The organism is Roseateles aquatilis (assembly GCF_002205645.1).
GTDB lineage: Bacteria > Pseudomonadota > Gammaproteobacteria > Burkholderiales > Burkholderiaceae_C > Roseateles > Roseateles aquatilis.
In genome coordinates, this window is the sequence record NZ_NIOF01000001.1 from 1,257,346 (window position 1) to 1,274,247 (window position 16,902).

Below are 16,902 nucleotides of genomic sequence, written 5' to 3' on the forward strand. Positions count from 1 at the left end.
CGCCCGCCCCGCCCCGACACGCCCGCTTCCGATTTCGACTTCGACTTCGACTTCGACTTCGACCCGCCCTTACCCCGGACACCCGACGATGCTTTCCTGTCCCGCCTTGTTGATCAGCGCTCCGGCTTCTGGCCAGGGCAAGACCAGCGTGACCGCTGCGATCGCTCGCTCGGCGCGGCGGCGTGGCTGGCGCGTGCGTGTTTTCAAGACGGGTCCGGACTACCTGGACCCGATGGTGCTGGAGCGTGCCAGCGGCCACGTGGTCTACCAGCTCGACCTGTTCATGGGCGGCCTTGATCACTGCCGGGGGTTGCTTGCCGAGGCGGCGAGGGATGCCGACCTGATCCTGGTCGAAGGCGTGATGGGGCTCTTCGACGGCAAGCCCAGCAGCGCCGATCTGGCGGCTGCGTTCGACCTGCCGGTGCTGGTGGTGCTGGACGCCTCGGCGATGGCGCAGACCTTCGCGGCGTTGGCGACGGGCATGGCGCGATTCAGGACCGACATCCACGTCGCGGGCGTCGTCGCCAACCGGATCGGCAGCGACGCGCATGCGCGCATGGTCGGAGAAGGACTGCCGGACGAACTGCCGCTGATCGCCGCGCTGAAGCGGGACGCCACGCTCTCGCTGCCCGAGCGGCACCTCGGCCTGGTGCAGGCCTTGGAGCTCCCCGGGCTTGACCAACAGCTCGATCGATGGGCCGATGCCTGGGATGCGGCCGAGGCCAGCGCCCCGGCAACAGGCCGCCTCCTGCAGGCCGGCGGCACACCGGAGACAAGCGACCTCCCGAAGGCACGCGACACATCGAAGAATGCCGACGTATCGAAGACGGAGGGTCTATCGAAGGGCGGTGGTGTGACGGAGACAGGCGGCCGGGGGCCCCTTTTCGGAAGTCAAGGAAGGAATTTGGCTGCCGGGAGGCAGCCAAAGGAGGGACATGGAGAAAAGGGGCCCCCGGGCGCGTGTCTCGCGCTCGGTGAGGGTGGTGAGGACGGTGTGGGCAGCCGCGGCACCGGCACCGGCAACGGCGACTCCAGGACCGATGGAATCCTTGATCGCCCCCTCCAAGGCCGCCGCATTGCCATCGCCAAGGATGCTTGTTTCTCCTTCATCTACCCCGCCAACATCGACTTGCTGAAGCAGCTCGGCGCCGAGGTACTCACCTTCAGCCCGATCCACGGCGAGGACCTGCCCACCTGCGACGCGTTGTGGCTGCCAGGCGGATACCCCGAGCTTCATGCCGAAGTGTTGCGCGCCCATCCCCGGCTGTTCAACGACCTGCGCGCGCACCTGCACGCCGACAGGCCGCTGCTGGCCGAATGCGGCGGCATGCTGGCGCTGCTCGACCTTCTGACCGACGGCGAGGGTCAAGCGCACCCGATGGCCGGCCTGATGCCGGGCCAGGCCGCATTGCAGCCGCGTCTGGCCGCGCTGGGCCTGCAATCCATCGACTGGCCTGAAGGCGAGCTCCGCGGCCACACCTTCCATTACTCGACGATGAGCACGCCCCTCGCGCCCATCGCCGCGGCGCGCAACCCCAACGCCGGCCGCGCCGCCGAAGCGCTCTACGCACAGGGATCGCTGCGCGCCAGCTACATCCATCACTACTTCCCGTCGAACCCGTACGCCGTCGCGTCGTTCTTCGGCGGCACCGCCGCGCCTCGCCTTCAGCCCATTTCACCGACCACGCCATGACCCTCGAATCCGGATTCGCCCATATCGCGCAGGCCTTGCTGTGGCCGGTGCTGATTCTTGTCGCCGTGGGCTTCGTCTACGCGCTGTGGACGGCGGGCGCCACGCTGATGGAGGCTGTGCAACGCCGCCGTCCCGGCTTCCGCCAGTTGACGGTGCGCGACGACAGCACCCTCGACGCGCTTGAATTGCAGATCGTGCGCCGCCTGGAGGCGCCGCGACTGCTGGGCCGCGTCGCCCCGCTGCTGGGCCTGATCGCCACGATGGTGCCGCTGGGCCCGGCGCTGCAGAGCGTGGCCGCGGGACAGGGCCAGCAGGCGCTCGCGGTGTTCAGCTCGGCGTTCTCCGGCGTCGTGCTGGCACTGGCGGCCGCGGCGATCGCGCTGGTGGTGTATTCGGTCCGTCGTCGCTGGCTGCTGGCCGAGCTGCTGGTCGTCAAGGCCGAGAAAGGCTGGGCATGAGCCGCCGCCTGTCCATCCTCGACGAGGAGGACGACGATCCGATGCTCTCCGCGGTGAACCTCGTGGACGTGTTCCTGGTGCTGGTCGTCGCGCTGCTCACCGCGGTGGCGCTGCAGCAGCAGTCCCAGGCCAACGAAACGGTGATCCGCAACGCCGGCCAGCCCGACATGGAAATCGTCGTGCGCAAGGACGGCCAGGAGATCAAGTACCGCGGCAACGGCGGCAGCGCCGAGGGCCAGGGCGAACGCGCCGGCGTGGCCTATCGCCTGAAGGACGGCAGCATCATCTACGTGCCCGAGGCCGGCGAGGGCGCGGTGCCCGGCGCTCCTGCGGCCCCCGCCGCCCCGGGGCCGGCCCGGCCATGACGCGCGGCTCCTGGCTGGCGCGCGTCATGCGGGCGGCGCTGTGCGCGCCGATGCTCGGCATCGCCATCGCATCGCCACCGATGGCGCGGACCGCGGGGGCCTCGGCCGCGGGCTCGTCGCCGGCCGCCTCTCATGCCGCGACCCTTGCTGCGTCCGCTGCGCCCGCGGCGGCCGCCATGTCGCGGCTGCTGTTCCTCAGCGTCGACATCACACCCGCCGCCAAGCACGCGCTGATCGATCGCGAGGCCCGGGCCGCCGGCTTCCAGGTGCGCCAACTGGAGTACCCGTTGCGCGGCGCGCCCGTCGAGCACGACCCCGTGCTGGAACGTGCGTTGCGCGAGGCCGACCTCGTGTGGATCGACGCCCCGCACGCCACCGCGGATGCGCGACTGCACCAGATTCTGGACACCGCCCTTCAGCGTGCCGCGCTGCCGGCGTCACGCGTCCTCTGGATCCCCGCCGGCGAGCCCGCCGCCGCCGATCGCAGCCCGCGCGGCTACCTGCAGGCCGGTGGCCCCGTCAACACGCAGGCCGCCTTCGCGATGGCCCGCGCGCAACTGGACGGTCGCCCGCCGCCCGACCTCGGCCCACCGCAACTGGTGCCTCAGCGCGGCATCTACGCGCCCGGCGCGCCGCACCTCTTCGCCGACATCGGCGCATTCCAGTCCTGGGCTTCCCGGCAAGGGCTGCGTGGCGAGCCCGTGGCACTGCTGCTGCATCGCTACCACTTCGTGCAAGGCAACACCGCCTGGCTGGACCGTTGGCTGGCGATGTTCCGCGAACGTGGCCTGCTGGCCTACGCCGCGTTCAGCGGTCAGTTGAGCGACAAGCCGCTCACCGAGCTTCTGGAGCGCGACGGCCACGTGCAAGCCCGCGTCATCGTCAACCACAGCCTGCTGCCGCAGGGCGCGACGCTGCAACCGCTGTTCGAGCGCTGGGGCGTGCCTGTCCTGCAGACTCAGCCCTATCGTCAGGACGGCGCCGCCGCGTGGGAGGCCAGCGAGACCGGCCTGGCGCAATCGGACATCCCGTTCTACTTCGCGCAGCCGGAAGCGGCAGGGTTGATCGATCCGGTCGTCGTCGTCGCGCACCCGCGGCAGGGCGAGCCGGAGCTGATCGACCGCCAGGCCGCCAGCGTCGTCGGCAAGTCGGCGCGGCTGGTCGCGCTGCAGACGCAGCCGGCGCCACGGAAACGGCTGGTCGCCTTCGTCTACAACTATCCGCCGGGCGGCAGCAACTTCGGCGCCTCGTTCCTGAACGTGCCTCGCAGTCTGGCGCGCGTCAGCCAGGGCCTGAAGGACGCGGGCTACGCCGTCACGCCGATGGCGGAGGCCGACTGGATCGCAGGCCTCAAGCCGATGCTGTCCGCGTACTACCCCGGCACCGATCCGCGCGCGTTGCTCGATGCCGGACAGGCCGAGGCGCTGCCGCTGGCCGAGTACACCGCCTGGTTCGACGCCCTGCCGCGGTCGGTGCGCGATCCCATCGTCGCACGCTGGGGGCCGCCCGCGAGCAGCCGTTATGTCGTGCGCCACGACGGTCGACCGGTCTTCGTGATCCCGCGCCTGCACCTGGGCGCGCTGGACGTGCTGCCGCAGCCCCCGCGCGAGGAGACCTTGCGCAACGGCCAGGACCCGTTCATGCATCGCAGCAGGACGCCGCTGTCTCATCACTACCTGGCCACCTACCTGTGGGCGCGCCGAGCCGACGCGGTGATCCACTTCGGCACGCACGGCACGCAGGAATGGGCACCGGGCAAGCTGCGCGGGCCCGATGTCTTCGACCCGGTCTGGTTGCCGCTGGGCGACGTGCCGGTGATCTACCCCTACATCGTGGACAACCTCGGCGAGGCGATGACCGCCAAGCGCCGGGGCCGCGCGCTGCTGGTGAGCCACCGCACGCCCAGCTTCGCGCCGGCCGGCTTCAACGCCCGCATGGCGCGCATGCACGAGCTGATGCACGAGTGGGAGACCGTCGATCCCGGCCCGACCCGACAGGGGCTGGAGCGCGAGATGCTGACCCAGTTCGTCGAACACAACCTGCATCGCGACCTGGGCTGGACGTCGGAACGCATCGCGGCCGATTTCAGCGGCTTCCTGGAGCTGCTGCACCCCTTCCTGGACCGGCTGGCGCAGAGCTCGCAGCCGCAGGGGCTGGCGGTCTTCGGCGTCGTGCCCGACGAGGCGCGGCGCCACGGCAGCATTCTTCAGCTGCTGCGCGTGCCGCTGATCGAAGCCCTGGGCGAGGACATCGACGAAGCCTTCCTGATCGACCATGCGGGCGTCGCCAAGGCGCGTCCGGCGCGCTGGCTGGCATTGGCGCTGCGGGACGCCGACGCGGCCAGCCGGCTCGACCTGCGGCCGTCGGCCTGCGTGGTCGGGCATGCGGCATCGGCATCGGCGACGGCATCAGCGGCGGCCTCGCCCGCCCCGTCCCCGGCCGTTGGCGCGGACGCCTGCGGCGATGGATTCGTCCCCAATCGCGCCGCGCGCAAGCCGATCGACCAGGCAGCGCTGCACGAACTCGCGCTGCGCGCGCAGGAGATGGAAGCGCGCCTGGCGGTCGAGGGCGAGATGCCCGGCCTGCTGCGCGCGCTCGACGGCCGGTTTCTCCCGGCCGCCTATGGCGGTGACCTGCTGCGCAATCCGGAGAGCGTGCCGACCGGTCGCAACCTGACCGGGCTGGACCCCGCCCGGCTGCCCACGCGCCAGGCTTACGACGCCGCGCAGGCGCTGTTCCGGCGCTGGTACGACGCGCAGGCCCGCGCGGGCACGGCACCGCGCAGGCTGGCGCTGTCGCTGTGGGCCGGCGAGACGCTGCGCCACCAGGGGGTGATGGAAGCGCAGGCGCTGGTGGCGCTGGGCGCGATGCCGGTATGGGACGCGACCGGGCGCCCCACGTCGATCCGCCTGCTGACGCCGACCGAATTGGGCCGGCCGCGCGTGGACGTGCTGCTGTCCGTGACGGGCTCCTACCGAGACCAGTTCCCCGCGCTGATGAAGCTGATCGACCAGGCGGTCGCCGCCGCGGGCGCGGCCGAGCCGGACAACGCCATCGCGGACAACAACCGTGCGGTCGCCGCCGAGCTGCGACGGGCCGGCCTGCCGCCGGCGCGAGCGCTGCAACTGGCGCAGGCCCGCGTCTTCGGCAACGCCGCCGGCGATTACGGCACCGGCATCGCCGACGCGGTGCAGGACGACGGCCTGAAGCGCAAGGACGGCCAGGCCGACCCACGCCTGGGCCAGTTGTTCCTGACGGCGATGAGCCAGCCCTACGTCGACGGCGAGCCGCTGGCGGTGCCGCCTGCCCAGGCACGCGAGGCGCTGGGCGCGCACCTGCGGCACGCCGACGCGGCGCTGATGTCGCGCAGCAGCCACCTCTACGCGATGGTCAGCAGCGACGACCCGTTCCAGTACCTGGGCGGCCTGGCCGCCGCGGCCCGGGTGGCCGGCAACACCCGGGGCCTCGGCCTGTACGTGAGCCAGTTGCAGGACGCCGCGGAGACCCACACCGAAAGCGCCTCGCAGGCGATCGCGATGGAAATGCAGAGCCGTTACCTGCACCCCGGCTGGCTGCAGGCGCAGAAGGCCGAGGGCTGGGCCGGCGCGCTGCAGGTCTTGAAGGCGGTGCAGTACAGCTTCGGCTGGCAGCACATCGCGCCGGGCACCGTGCGGCCGGACCATTGGCAGAGCTTCTACGACGTACTGGTCAAGGACCGGCATCGGCTCGGCCTGCCCGAGTGGCTGAAGCAGAACCCGCAGGCCTACGCGCAGGCGCTGGAGCGGCTGGTGCAGGCCGACCGCATGGGCTACTGGCAACCCGACGCGCAGACGCGCCGCGAGCTGGCCACGCTGTATCGCGACCTGACCCGCGCCGCGCCGCTGAACAACGAGCTGGCCGGGGTACGGCGCTGGGCCGCCGACCAGTTGCCGCAGTCCGCGCGCCCGGCCGCGCCCGTCCCGGCCACCCGGCCCGAGGCAAGGGCGCGCGACGAGGCCGTCGCGCGCGCCGTGCCGACGGTGCGCGGGCTCGCGCTGCGGCAAGTCCCGAAGGACACGCCGCGGCGCGCGCCGGCCGGCTCGATCGCCCGGACGCTGGAGCAGGCGCTGGCCTGGATCGCGATGGCGCTGCTGATGTGCGGCGGCGCGCTCTGGCAAGCCCGGCAGGCCGCCAGGGCCGGAGACCACGGCACGCGGCCCATGAACGCCCACCCCGCCATCCCCCGCCTGCAAGGCGCCCCATGACCGCCGGCCCCGGCACGGGCCGGACCGTGCCGCCACTCTCAGGAATCACCAGACATGGAAATCGAAAAGCCCCCCGTCGACCGCGAACGCATCATCCCGACCGCCGAGCGCCGCGGCCTGATCCTCGTCCACACCGGCAACGGCAAGGGCAAGAGCACGGCCGCCTTCGGCCTGGCGCTGCGCGCGCACGGGCGCGGCAAGGCGGTGCACATCTACCAGTTCATGAAGGTGCCCAGCGCGCGCTTCGGCGAGCACCGCCTGTTCGAGCAGATCGGCGTGCCGATCGAGGGCCTGGGGGACGGCTTCTCGTGGAAGAGCAAGGACCTGGATCATTCGGCACAACTGGCACGCGACGGCTGGGAGCGCGCGAAGGCGACCATCCTGGGCGGCGAGCACTTCCTGGTCGTGCTCGACGAGATCATGTATCCGCTTCGTTACGGCTGGTTGCCGCTGGAGCCGGTGCTGCAGACGCTGCGCGAGCGCCCCTCCCACGTGCATGTGTGCCTGACCGGCCGGGGCGCGCCGCAGGAGCTGATCGACCTCGCCGACACCGTCACGGAAATGACGATGGTGAAACATCATTTCAAGGCCGGAGTGCCTGCGCAGCGAGGCATTGAGGATTAAGCTGCGCCGCTTTCGTGGCCTCGTTCCAATGCGAGCCTGGACTCCAGCCCCAAGCCCATCCCACCGCTGAGCCGACCCTTACAGACCATGCTTTCGATGTCCTGGCTGCTGGCATGGGCGATCCCCGTCGCCCTGCTGCTCGACCGACTCTTCGGCGAGCCGCCCGCGGCCGTGCATCCGGTCGTGGGCATGGGGCGGTTCCTGGGGCTCTTCGGCGACCGGCTTTGCGCGCTGCGGCCCGCCGCCGCGCTCATCGGCGGCGCGCTCGTGTGGACGATCGGCGTGGTGCTGGTCGCCGCGATCGCGATCGCCGTCGAGAACGTGGTGATCTACGGGCTCGCGCCCTGGCTCGGCGGCTGGCGCCTCGCGCTCGCGGCGCTGCTGCTGGGTCTCGCGCTCAAGCCGATGCTGGCGTGGCGCATGCTGCGCGACGAGGTCGCGGCGGTGGAAGCGGCGCTCGGGCGATCGCTCGACGAAGGCCGCGAGCGACTCTCGCGCCTGGTGAGCCGCGACACGCGCCGACTCTCCGCGACCGAGGTCCGCGAAACCGCCATCGAGACGCTCGCCGAGAACCTCAACGATTCCGTCATCGCGCCGCTGTTCTGGTTCATAGTGGCCGGACTGCCGGGCGCGGCCGTCTATCGTTTCGCCAACACGGCCGATGCGATGTGGGGCTATCGCGGCCGCTGGGAATGGGCCGGCAAGTGGGCCGCGCGCGCCGACGACGCGCTGTCGTGGATCCCGGCCCGGCTCACCGGCCTGGCAATGATCGCGCCGCGTCCGGCGCTGCTGGGCCCGCTGTGGCGCGAGGCCGGCCGCACGCCCTCTCCCAACGGCGGCTGGCCGATGGGCGCGATGGCGCTGCGGCTCGACCGCGCGCTGAGCAAGCCCGGTCACTACCGGCTGCATCCGACGGGCGGCGAGGTGACGGCGGCCGACTCGGCCACCGCCACGCGCATCGCCGGCCGCACGATGCTGGCGCTGGCCGTGCTGCTGGTGCTCGGCGCCGCGGCCATGCGAGGGGGCATGCACGGCGGCCTGATCGGCGGCCTGCGCGGCGGCATCGGCCTGGGCCCGGGCATGAACACGGACACGCGCCCCGGATCGACCACGCGCGTGAGCACCGGCCTCATCGAGGGCATCGAGGGCATCGAGGGCATCGAGGGCATCGAGCATGTCGGCGGCCTCGCGAGCTTGCAAGGAGTGACTGCATGAGCCGTTTCCTCGGCCTGACACATGGCGGCACCGATGCCGGGCCGCCGGTGCTGCACGACTTCTCGACCAACGCGCATCCGCTCGGTCCGCCGCCCGCGGCGCTGGACGCGGTGCTGCGCGCGGATCGCCTGCGGTATCCCGACCCCGCCTACGCGTCGCTGCGCGCGCGGCTGGGCGCCTGGCACGACGCCACGCCGGACCGCATCGTGCCCGCGTCCGGCGGCGCGGAGGCGATCCGTCGCCTGACGCTCGCCGCGATGCTGTCGGGCATGACGCGCGTCTGCGTGCCGCGTCCGGGCTTCGGCGACTACGCCGCCGCCGCCCATGCGCTGGGCCTGCAGGTCGAGGTCTACGCCGATGCCTTCGAGCTGGCGGCCTCGCTGGACCTGCCCGCGCTGGTCTGGGTCTGCGACCCCTGCAATCCGACCGGTGCCAGTTTCGGCGCGGCGGAATGGGGCGCCATCGCGCGGGCCCTGGGCCAGAGCGGATCACAACTGGTCGTCGACCAAGCCTATGAGCCGATGCGGCTCACGGGCGCGAGCGCGCTGCCGCAGGCGATCGCCGACGGCGCGTGGCGACTCGTCTGCCCCAACAAGGGCCTGGGGCTGACGGGCGTGCGCGGCGCCTACCTGCTGGCGCCGGCCGACGGGCTCTGGATCGATCGCGTCAACGAGCTGGCGCCGAGCTGGGTGCTGTCCGCCGAGGGTCAGGCCTTGCTGGAGGCATGGACGACGCCATCGATCCGCGAGGACCTGGAGGCCTCGCTGCCGCTGCTGCGCGAGTGGCGCGACGCGCAGTGGTCGCGCCTGACGGCGATGGGCTTCGACCAGATCGGCGGCGGCGTCGCCAATTTCTGGCTCGCCGCGCTGCCCGCGCCGTGGCGCGACGCGCCCGAGCCGCTGCTGGACGGGTTGCGCGCGCTGGGCATCAAGCTGCGCGACGCGACCTCGTTCGGACTGCCGGGGCTGGTGCGCGTGTCGGTGCAGGCGCCCGAGGCCGTCGACGCGCTGGAGGCGGCCATGCGCACCTACACGGCGCGGACACCGATGCCCAGGCCCGCGTCGCCGATCGCCGCGTCGACGACACCGTCCCCGCGGACATCCGGGCCGGCCTCCGATCGGCCATCCGGGCCCGATGCCTCGCCCAGGCCGACGTCCCCCGACGACGCCTGGCTGGAAACGATATGACGACGAACGACGAGCGCTCCACGCCCCGACCGGCCGCGCGCACGCGCGTCACCGCCGGACGCGGTCGCGCGGTGATGGTGCTGGGCACGACCAGCGGCGCCGGCAAGAGCTTCCTGACGACGGCGCTGTGCCGCTGGTATGCGCGCCAGGGACTGAAGGTCGCGCCCTACAAGGCGCAGAACATGAGCAACAACGCCCGCGTCGTGCCCGGCCTGGCCGGCCGGCCGGGCGAGATCGGCTCGGCGCAGTACTTCCAGGCGCTGGCCGCGCGTGCCCGTCCGGAAGTCCGCATGAACCCGGTGCTGCTCAAGCCCGAGAAGGACACCGCGTCGCAGGTCGTCGTGCTGGGCGAGGTGGACGAGGCGCTCAGCCGCGCGCCGTGGCGCGAGCGCAGCGAGGCGCTGTGGCTGCGTGCTCGCGGCGCGCTGCACGCGCTGCTCGACGAGAACGATGTGGTCGTCATCGAGGGCGCGGGCTCGCCCGCCGAGATCAACCTGCATGCCAGCGACTACGTGAACATGCGCACCGCGCGCGAGGCCGACGCGGCCTGCCTGCTGGTGACCGACATCGATCGCGGCGGCGCCTTCGCGCACCTGTACGGCACGCACCAGTTGCTGCCCGAGGACGAACGCGCGCTGATCCGAGGCTTCGTGCTGAACCGCTTCCGCGGCGATGCCTCGCTGCTCTCGCCCGGGCCGGAGATGCTGGCGCGGATGACCGGCGTGCCGACGGTCGCGACCCTGCCGATGTGGCGCGGCCACGGCCTGCCGGAGGAGGACGGCGTCTTCGACGACCGTGCCACCGGAGGTCCGGGCGGTCCCGATGGCGGCAGGCCGCTGCGCATCGCGGTGATCGCCTATCCGCGGCTGTCCAACCTCGATGAATTCCAGCCGCTGCGCGCCCTGCCCGGCGTGCGGCTGAGCTGGGCGCGCGCGCCGGCTGAGCTGGACGGCGTCGACTGGATCGTGCTGCCGGGCTCCAAGGCGGTGGCGTCGGACCTGGCCTGGCTGCGCGCGCAGCGGCTGGACGTCGCGGTCGCGGCGCACGCGGCGGCGGGCGGGCGGGTGCTGGGCATCTGCGGCGGCCTGCAGATGCTGGGCGAGGCGCTGGTCGATCCGCACGGCCTGGACGGCAACGCGCCGGGCCTGGGCCTGCTGCCGCTGGTGACGCTGTTCGAGCGCGAGAAGCTGCTGCGCGAGGTCGAGTGCCGTTTCGCGCCCTCGCTCGCGGCGCCGTGGTCCGCGCTCGGCGCGATGCCGGCGCGCGGCTACGAGATCCATCACGGCCGCACCGCCCAGCATCCCTCGCTGGCGACCGCGCAGCCGGTGCTGTTCGACGGCCTCGGCGAGCCGGTCGGCTGGCAGCACGGCCCGGTGCTCGGTCACTACCTGCACGGCCTCTTCGAGGACGAGCGCGTGCTGGCCGCGCTGTTCGACCGCCCGGTACGGCCGCTCGAACGCGTCTTCGACGAGCTGGCCGACTACGTCGACCGGCATTTCGCGCCCGGCGTGCTGGTTGGCCTGCTGGCGCCCGCGCCGACGCACGCCGCCCGAGTTCCCGTCGGCTGACGCATCGCGCCGGCGGCGCGGTCCAGGCGCCGCCGCCCTCCCCGATGCCCGGCCGATTCCCGCTCCTCCCTGAAGCCTCCAAGCCCGACCATGACCACACAAGACCTGATCCCCGAGATTCCATCGCTGCACGACGCGGCGCTGGCGGCGGCGCTGCAGCACCGCATCGACCGCAAGACCAAGCCGCTGGGCTCGCTCGGGCGGCTGGAGACGCTGATGCTGCGCCTGGGGTTGATCCAGGGCACGGAGAAGCCGCGCCTGATCGATCCGCAGCTGCTGGTCTTCGCGGCCGATCACGGCCTGGCGGCGCACGGCGTGTCGGCGTATCCGTCCGACGTGACCTGGCAGATGGTGGAGAACTTCCTGGCCGGCGGCGCGGCGGTGTCGGTGCTGGCGCGCCAGCACGGCCTGACGCTGAGCGTCGTCGACGCGGGCGTGAATCACAGCTTCGATCCGCGTCCGGGCCTGCTGATCGCGAAGATCGCGATGGGCAGCCGCGACATGCTGGAAGGTCCGGCGATGACGGTCGAGGAGTGCGCCACCGCGGTGGCCGCCGGCAAGACGCTGCTGCACAAGCGCCCCGGCAACGTGCTGTTGCTGGGCGAGATGGGCATCGGCAACACCTCGTCGGCGTCGCTGCTGCTGGCGCGGCTGGGCGGCTACCCGCTGGCCGACTGCATCGGCCGCGGCACGGGGCTGGACGACGCGCAACTGCGCCACAAGCAGGCGGTGCTGGCCCGCGTCCTGGAGCGTCATCCGCGCGCGACGGAGCCGCTGTCGGCGTTGGCCGCGCTGGGCGGGCTGGAGATCGCGATGATGGTCGGTGCGGTGCTGCAGGCGGCGCTGGAGCGCCGGGTGATCGTCGTCGACGGCTTCATCACCGGGGCGGCGGTGATGGTGGCGTCCCGGCTGCAGCCGGCGGTGCTGGAGCGCTGCGTCTTCGCGCACCGCTCCAACGAGATGGGCCACAAGCTGATGCTGGACGCGCTACAGGTCGAGCCGCTGCTGGACATGGGCATGCGCCTGGGCGAAGGCTCCGGCGCGGCGCTGACCTGGCCGCTGCTGGAATCGGCCTGCCGGGTGCTGGCGGAGATGGCGAGCTTCGATTCGGCCGGGGTGAGCGACAAGGTCTGAACGCGGCCTCCCGAGCGGGGCCGGCGCGGGCGCGGACCCGCGTCACGACGCCCCGGTGTCGCCGCATCGGCACCGCAGTGGGTCTTGCTCGCGGCGGCACAATGCCGCCCCGGGCGATGCATGCGTCGCGCCACGGCCAGGCGGCCTCAGATCGCCGGCCGCCACTCATCCAATCATCTCGGGAGGAAGCTCATGTCATCCGATCCGTCGGCGTTGCCGTCGTCCTCGTCTCCCTTGTCGCAGGCACCCGCGGCGGAGCCGTCCGCGACCGCTGATGTCGAGGCCATGGAGGCGCCACGGCCACAGCCCGCCTACAAACCGCTGTTCCCCGCGCCGGAGCTGCCGCCCGAGCTACCGCGGTTCTCCGACCCGTCCTCGCCGCTGTCGCTGCGCGGGCTGTTCCAGCTGTTCGTGAGGCCTCGGGCCTTCTTCAGCGACATGGAGCGTCTGGCGCGCAAGCCCGAACTGCTGCTGCTGACCTACCTGATCGGCATCGCCTACGCGATGGACAAGGTCGACCAGCATCTGCTGAAGACCTACATCGCGGGCAAGCCGCAGCAGACCATCTCCTACGTCCTGGACGCCCTCGAATCATGGACGGCCTATTGGGGATTGATGCTGGTGGGCGGACTCTCCAGCGCGCTGTTCCTGTGGCTGGTGATGGGATGGTTCTATCGCAAGCGGCTCGAATGGAGCGAGGCGGACAAGCCCGATCCTGCTCGGGCACGGCAGGTCTGGACCTACCAGTCCGCCGTCGACGCACTGCCGGCGGTGCTGGTCACGCTGACGCACACGGTGGTCTACCCCAGCTATCTGGACGCATGGGAGGGCGAGACCGTGACGACGTGGATCCTCATCGGCCTTAATCTTTGGGGCTGCTGGGTGAGCTATGTCGGCGCGACCACCGCCTTCGTGCTCGACCGCGGGCGCGCGCTGTTCTGGTTCCTGCTGCTGCCCGCGGGCGTCTTGGTGCTGGCGAGTGGTGTACTGACGGCATTGATCAGCCAGATGGGGGCGCGATGAATACGGGCGACGAAACTTGGCTGCCGACGCTCCGCGCGCTCGAAGTCGAGCTCCATCACCCCGGCGTGCGCTGCAGCGCCGAGCGACTCTCGCAACTGCTGCACGCGGATTTCCATGAGGTGGGTCGCTCGGGTCGTCAATACGACCGCGAGACCGTCATCCGATGGCTCGCGGAGGATCACTCCCCTCCCGACGTCGTGCCCGACGACTTCCGCGTCACGCCGATCGCGCCCGACGCGGCGCTGCTGACCTACCGTTCGGCGCATCGTCAGGCCGATGGCGCGCTGGTGCATCACACGCTGCGGTCTTCCCTCTGGCTGAAGACCGCCGAGGGCTGGCAGATGCGTTATCACCAGGGAACACCCGCGGCGACGCCGTGGTGAGTGCGCGGGATCCAGACTGACCCCGGAGCAGCCCCGCATGCGCCATCACCTGCCCTGGATGCTCACCGCGCTGCGCGCGGCGCTGGCACCGGTGATGGTGGCGCTCGCGTTCATCCCGGCCGCCGCGAACGCCGACTGGATCGGCCTCGCCTTCGGCCTGTGCCTGACGACGGCCTTCCTGTCGGACATCTTCGACGGCGTGCTGGCGCGGCGCTGGGGCGTCGCGACACCGACGCTGCGGCGCATGGACAGCGTCGCCGACAGCCTCTTCTACGTCGGCGCGACGGTGGCGGTGTGGCACCTGCGGCCCGACGCGATCACCTCGCGGTGCTGGCCGCTGCTGGCGCTGCTCGCGCTGGAGCTGGCTCGATACGCCTTCGACTGGCTGAAGTTCCGGCGCGAGGCGGCCTATCACATGTGGTCATCGAAGCTGTGGGGCCTCGCGCTCTTCGCCGGCTTCGTGTCGTTGCTGGCGTTCGGTGAAGACGGCTGGGCGGTCGACGCGGCCGTGTTCATCGGCATCGTGGCGGATCTTGAGGGACTGGCGATCTCGATGGTGCTGCCGGTCTGGCGCAACGACGTGCCCAGCCTCGCGCATGCCTTGAGGATCAGGGACACGCATCGCGGGTCCTGACGAGAGGTCCGGAGCGCGCGCCCCTCCGCGGTGCACGCGCGCAGGACGAAGGTCACGTGGCAGCGCCGGGGATGGGCGCTAGATTCCCGCCCGGCTCCGCTGCCGTGGAGCTGGCCGGGGTCCAGCCGGCCGACATGACCGAAGTGCTCCTCCTCCCATGATCGATCCCGATGACTACGCCGCCCAGTTCGGCGACCTGCCCGTTCCCGCGGCACTCCAAACGCTGCTGCGCTTTCAGAACGAGGTCGGCTACGGCAACTATTCCGAAGCGTTGACGCTGTCGAAAGAAGGCCGCGCCGGGCTTCGGCACGGCTGGTCCGCCGATCCCGAGTTTCTCGCCCGCCTGGTGCCGTTCGCGCGGGCGACGGCATCGGGCTCGTTCTATGCGTTGTGGAATCCGGATCCGTCGCAGCCGCCGATGCCGGACCGCTGGCCGGTGGTGGTCTTCGGCGACGAGGGCGGCGAATGGATCGTCGCCCGCGACGTACGGGAACTGCTGCGAGTCAGCACCTGCGATGTGGAGCCGTGCATCGACCTGGATCGCGTTCATTTCCACCGCGACGAGCATCGCTATCGCAAGACACCGGGGCTCGATGGCTATGTCGAATGGCTGAGGGAGCGTTTCCAGATCGCGCCGGTGGATGACCCGGAGGAGATCCTCAAGGCCGCTCAAGGAGAGTGGCAAGTGGCGTTTGAGAGGTGGGCGAATCCGATTTTGGAGCGGGGGTAGGTGCTGCCGCATTGCGGCGCTGATGCCAAGGCGGCCCCTATCCTTCGAAGAACCACAATCTATCAAATAGATCCTGATCTTGGATTTCTCAGATCACCTCCAAAAACAGATCCAAAAACCTTTCCATTCCGCCCAGTATTAATCATCCAACTGCAGCTTTCATCTCGCACTGGAAATATACCATCGGCAATTTCTTGAGCTTTGGCAAGAAATCGATTCAACTCTGCTTGTTCATGATGCCCCGCGCCGTCAATCAGCACGAGGATGAACTCACCATCTTCCCGATATTCAATCAATGGTGCAAGATCGAAAATATCACCCCGCATCTGCTGCATCTGATCCAGGAATTCTGCCGTGAATTTTTCGGGTATTTTAATTATGACGGCATGTTGGATTCAGCCTTGAGGCGTGGCGTGGACTTGCGGAGCGAAAAGGAAGGCGCCCCCTGTGGCTGGAGATTTTCTCTAGAGGCGCCTTCTTGCGATTGAGCAGCGAGCTTATATCGGCGATACCTAGTAGTCTACGTAGACCAGCCCTAGTCGGTTCTGCAGTTCACGTACGAGCTCCCTCGCCGCGTCCTCAGATTCGAGATACACACCATCAAGACCAATAACGATATCCACCGACTTAATTTGAGGAGACGTATCGAGGTAGTCGACACGCCCCGTATTCAACCTGGAGAGCAGTTCTGGTACCGGATCATTTATCAGCTCCTCCCATGCCAACGGCTCCCCAATTTTAGGCGCGCGAGTCAAAGAAACCCGCCCCTCCGATGCGCCAATCGGATTTATTGGAGAAGAAAATATGGGTATGGTGATATGTGCAATCATGAGCCTACGGAGACAAAGGGTGATTGGGGATGTAAAGGCCGTTTGTCATTATTATTTCCTTTGACATGTCACAGCCCATTGCAAGACCCATGGCAATCATTTCATTTATCTTGTCAACCTTGCCAAACAGGTCCTTTTGATGACCTATCCAAGTCCCATTCATGCCAGTTACCGCGGGATTTGGAGTCGAATACGCGTTCCTATAGAGCGTCTTGTCGTTGAGCATGTTGTCACGCTTACTTCGAGCCTGCAGTATTTCCTGTCGAATGTATGCCTTAATTTGTTCACAAGGATCACCTTCGGCGCAATTTGCTTGATTCCAATATTTTTCCTGTTTGCCCGTAACCCATCTGGGTTTTTTGTTCTTAAACAAGCCCTCAAACGGATTTGTAAACGATGGCGCTTGCGCTGATGCTTGGGGAATGTCGGGATCAACGATGGGTGGCGAATTTACGCACTGGACAGCTACGCCGTAATTTCTGCACCTCCAATCAAGGCCTGATGGATCTACATTGGCCAGCGGATTCGCACCTGCATAGGCATACGTGTTGACGCCGCCGCTGAGCCCAATCGGATCACTCTGAACATACCTCCCCGTCGTCCCGTCGTAATCCCGGAAGTAGTTGTAATTCAATCCCGACTCGCTGTCGAAGAATTGCCCTGGGAAGCGAAGGTTGAAGGTGATGGGCGCGAGTCCCGCTGGAGCGGTCTCGGGCGCGGTCGAGCCGAACGGCTCGCTGATCCAGCGCCAGCGCAGGGCGTTGTTCTTGTCGACCAGCAAGCGCGGTGCGTTCAGGTGGTCGGCGTAGACGTG

General features: G+C 69.5%; 15 protein-coding genes. 13 read left to right on the forward strand and 2 right to left on the reverse strand.

Annotated features, from left to right (window positions below; all coding sequences use genetic code 11):
• The first annotated feature begins 88 nt into the window (after positions 1 to 88).
• The 13 genes from CDN99_RS05390 (at position 89) to CDN99_RS05450 (ending at position 15,258) form a co-directional block, all read left to right on the forward strand.
• On the forward strand, positions 89 to 1,693 hold the full coding sequence (locus CDN99_RS05390) for a cobyrinic acid a,c-diamide synthase CobB (protein WP_088383208.1): 1,605 nt from the start codon (positions 89 to 91) through the stop codon (positions 1,691 to 1,693).
• Positions 1,690 to 2,151 carry a hypothetical protein gene (locus CDN99_RS05395; RefSeq protein WP_088383210.1) on the forward strand — a complete coding sequence of 154 codons (462 nt, stop codon included), beginning with the start codon at positions 1,690 to 1,692 and terminating at the stop codon, positions 2,149 to 2,151. The genes CDN99_RS05390 and CDN99_RS05395 overlap by 4 nt, the downstream gene beginning before the upstream one ends.
• Positions 2,148 to 2,516, forward strand: coding sequence for a DUF2149 domain-containing protein (locus tag CDN99_RS05400; protein WP_193531679.1), 369 nt, complete (start codon positions 2,148 to 2,150; stop codon positions 2,514 to 2,516). Before CDN99_RS05395 ends, CDN99_RS05400 begins: the two co-directional genes overlap by 4 nt.
• A complete protein-coding gene (cobN, locus tag CDN99_RS05405) occupies positions 2,513 to 6,760 on the forward strand; it encodes a cobaltochelatase subunit CobN (protein WP_238139364.1) in 4,248 nt (1,415 codons plus the stop codon). Before CDN99_RS05400 ends, cobN begins: the two co-directional genes overlap by 4 nt.
• A gap of 54 nt (positions 6,761 to 6,814) precedes the next feature.
• Positions 6,815 to 7,384 (forward strand): cob(I)yrinic acid a,c-diamide adenosyltransferase, encoded by a 570-nt coding sequence (gene cobO, locus CDN99_RS05410; RefSeq protein ID WP_088383212.1) that lies wholly within the window; start codon positions 6,815 to 6,817, stop codon positions 7,382 to 7,384.
• A gap of 96 nt (positions 7,385 to 7,480) precedes the next feature.
• Entirely contained in the window at positions 7,481 to 8,599 is a 1,119-nt protein-coding gene (cbiB, locus tag CDN99_RS05415) for an adenosylcobinamide-phosphate synthase CbiB (protein WP_088383462.1), read from the forward strand.
• Positions 8,596 to 9,786, forward strand: coding sequence for a pyridoxal phosphate-dependent aminotransferase (locus CDN99_RS05420; protein WP_088383214.1), 1,191 nt, complete (start codon positions 8,596 to 8,598; stop codon positions 9,784 to 9,786). Before cbiB ends, CDN99_RS05420 begins: the two co-directional genes overlap by 4 nt.
• A gap of 74 nt (positions 9,787 to 9,860) precedes the next feature.
• Positions 9,861 to 11,354: a cobyric acid synthase gene (locus CDN99_RS05425; RefSeq protein ID WP_088383464.1), complete on the forward strand. Its 1,494-nt coding sequence runs from the start codon at positions 9,861 to 9,863 to the stop codon at positions 11,352 to 11,354.
• Between the two features lie 90 nt (positions 11,355 to 11,444).
• A complete protein-coding gene (gene cobT, locus CDN99_RS05430; RefSeq protein ID WP_088383216.1) occupies positions 11,445 to 12,488 on the forward strand; it encodes a nicotinate-nucleotide--dimethylbenzimidazole phosphoribosyltransferase in 1,044 nt (347 codons plus the stop codon).
• A gap of 192 nt (positions 12,489 to 12,680) precedes the next feature.
• Positions 12,681 to 13,511, forward strand: a complete 831-nt coding sequence (locus CDN99_RS05435) for a YIP1 family protein (protein ID WP_141100649.1) — start codon at positions 12,681 to 12,683, stop codon at positions 13,509 to 13,511.
• On the forward strand, positions 13,508 to 13,894 hold the full coding sequence (locus CDN99_RS05440; RefSeq protein ID WP_088383220.1) for a nuclear transport factor 2 family protein: 387 nt from the start codon (positions 13,508 to 13,510) through the stop codon (positions 13,892 to 13,894). Before CDN99_RS05435 ends, CDN99_RS05440 begins: the two co-directional genes overlap by 4 nt.
• 37 nt (positions 13,895 to 13,931) lie before the next feature.
• Positions 13,932 to 14,528: a CDP-alcohol phosphatidyltransferase family protein gene (locus CDN99_RS05445; RefSeq protein WP_088383222.1), complete on the forward strand. Its 597-nt coding sequence runs from the start codon at positions 13,932 to 13,934 to the stop codon at positions 14,526 to 14,528.
• A 157-nt stretch (positions 14,529 to 14,685) separates the two neighbouring features.
• Positions 14,686 to 15,258 (forward strand): hypothetical protein, encoded by a 573-nt coding sequence (locus CDN99_RS05450; protein ID WP_088383224.1) that lies wholly within the window; start codon positions 14,686 to 14,688, stop codon positions 15,256 to 15,258.
• Between the two features lie 62 nt (positions 15,259 to 15,320).
• On the opposite strand, the gene CDN99_RS28085 is transcribed toward CDN99_RS05450, so the two are convergent.
• Positions 15,321 to 15,593 carry a hypothetical protein gene (locus CDN99_RS28085; RefSeq protein WP_141100650.1) on the reverse strand — a complete coding sequence of 91 codons (273 nt, stop codon included), beginning with the start codon at positions 15,591 to 15,593 and terminating at the stop codon, positions 15,321 to 15,323.
• A 499-nt stretch (positions 15,594 to 16,092) separates the two neighbouring features.
• Positions 16,093 to 16,902, reverse strand: an 810-nt coding sequence (locus tag CDN99_RS05460) for an RHS repeat domain-containing protein (protein WP_141100651.1), incomplete at its 5' end; no start/stop codon positions are given.

Bases quoted from the DNA above. Each gene is read 5' to 3' on its own strand.
- CDN99_RS05390 (WP_088383208.1), top strand. From the start codon at position 89: ATGCTTTCCTGTCCCGCCTTGTTGATCAGCGCTCCGGCTTCTGGCCAG.
- CDN99_RS05395 (WP_088383210.1), top strand. From the start codon at position 1,690: ATGACCCTCGAATCCGGATTCGCCCATATCGCGCAGGCCTTGCTGTGG.
- CDN99_RS05400 (WP_193531679.1), top strand. From the start codon at position 2,148: ATGAGCCGCCGCCTGTCCATCCTCGACGAGGAGGACGACGATCCGATG.
- cobN (WP_238139364.1), top strand. From the start codon at position 2,513: ATGACGCGCGGCTCCTGGCTGGCGCGCGTCATGCGGGCGGCGCTGTGC.
- cobO (WP_088383212.1), top strand. From the start codon at position 6,815: ATGGAAATCGAAAAGCCCCCCGTCGACCGCGAACGCATCATCCCGACC.
- cbiB (WP_088383462.1), top strand. From the start codon at position 7,481: ATGTCCTGGCTGCTGGCATGGGCGATCCCCGTCGCCCTGCTGCTCGAC.
- CDN99_RS05420 (WP_088383214.1), top strand. From the start codon at position 8,596: ATGAGCCGTTTCCTCGGCCTGACACATGGCGGCACCGATGCCGGGCCG.
- CDN99_RS05425 (WP_088383464.1), top strand. From the start codon at position 9,861: ATGGTGCTGGGCACGACCAGCGGCGCCGGCAAGAGCTTCCTGACGACG.
- cobT (WP_088383216.1), top strand. From the start codon at position 11,445: ATGACCACACAAGACCTGATCCCCGAGATTCCATCGCTGCACGACGCG.
- CDN99_RS05435 (WP_141100649.1), top strand. From the start codon at position 12,681: ATGTCATCCGATCCGTCGGCGTTGCCGTCGTCCTCGTCTCCCTTGTCG.
- CDN99_RS05440 (WP_088383220.1), top strand. From the start codon at position 13,508: ATGAATACGGGCGACGAAACTTGGCTGCCGACGCTCCGCGCGCTCGAA.
- CDN99_RS05445 (WP_088383222.1), top strand. From the start codon at position 13,932: ATGCGCCATCACCTGCCCTGGATGCTCACCGCGCTGCGCGCGGCGCTG.
- CDN99_RS05450 (WP_088383224.1), top strand. From the start codon at position 14,686: ATGATCGATCCCGATGACTACGCCGCCCAGTTCGGCGACCTGCCCGTT.
- CDN99_RS28085 (WP_141100650.1), bottom strand. From the start codon at position 15,593: ATGCAGCAGATGCGGGGTGATATTTTCGATCTTGCACCATTGATTGAA.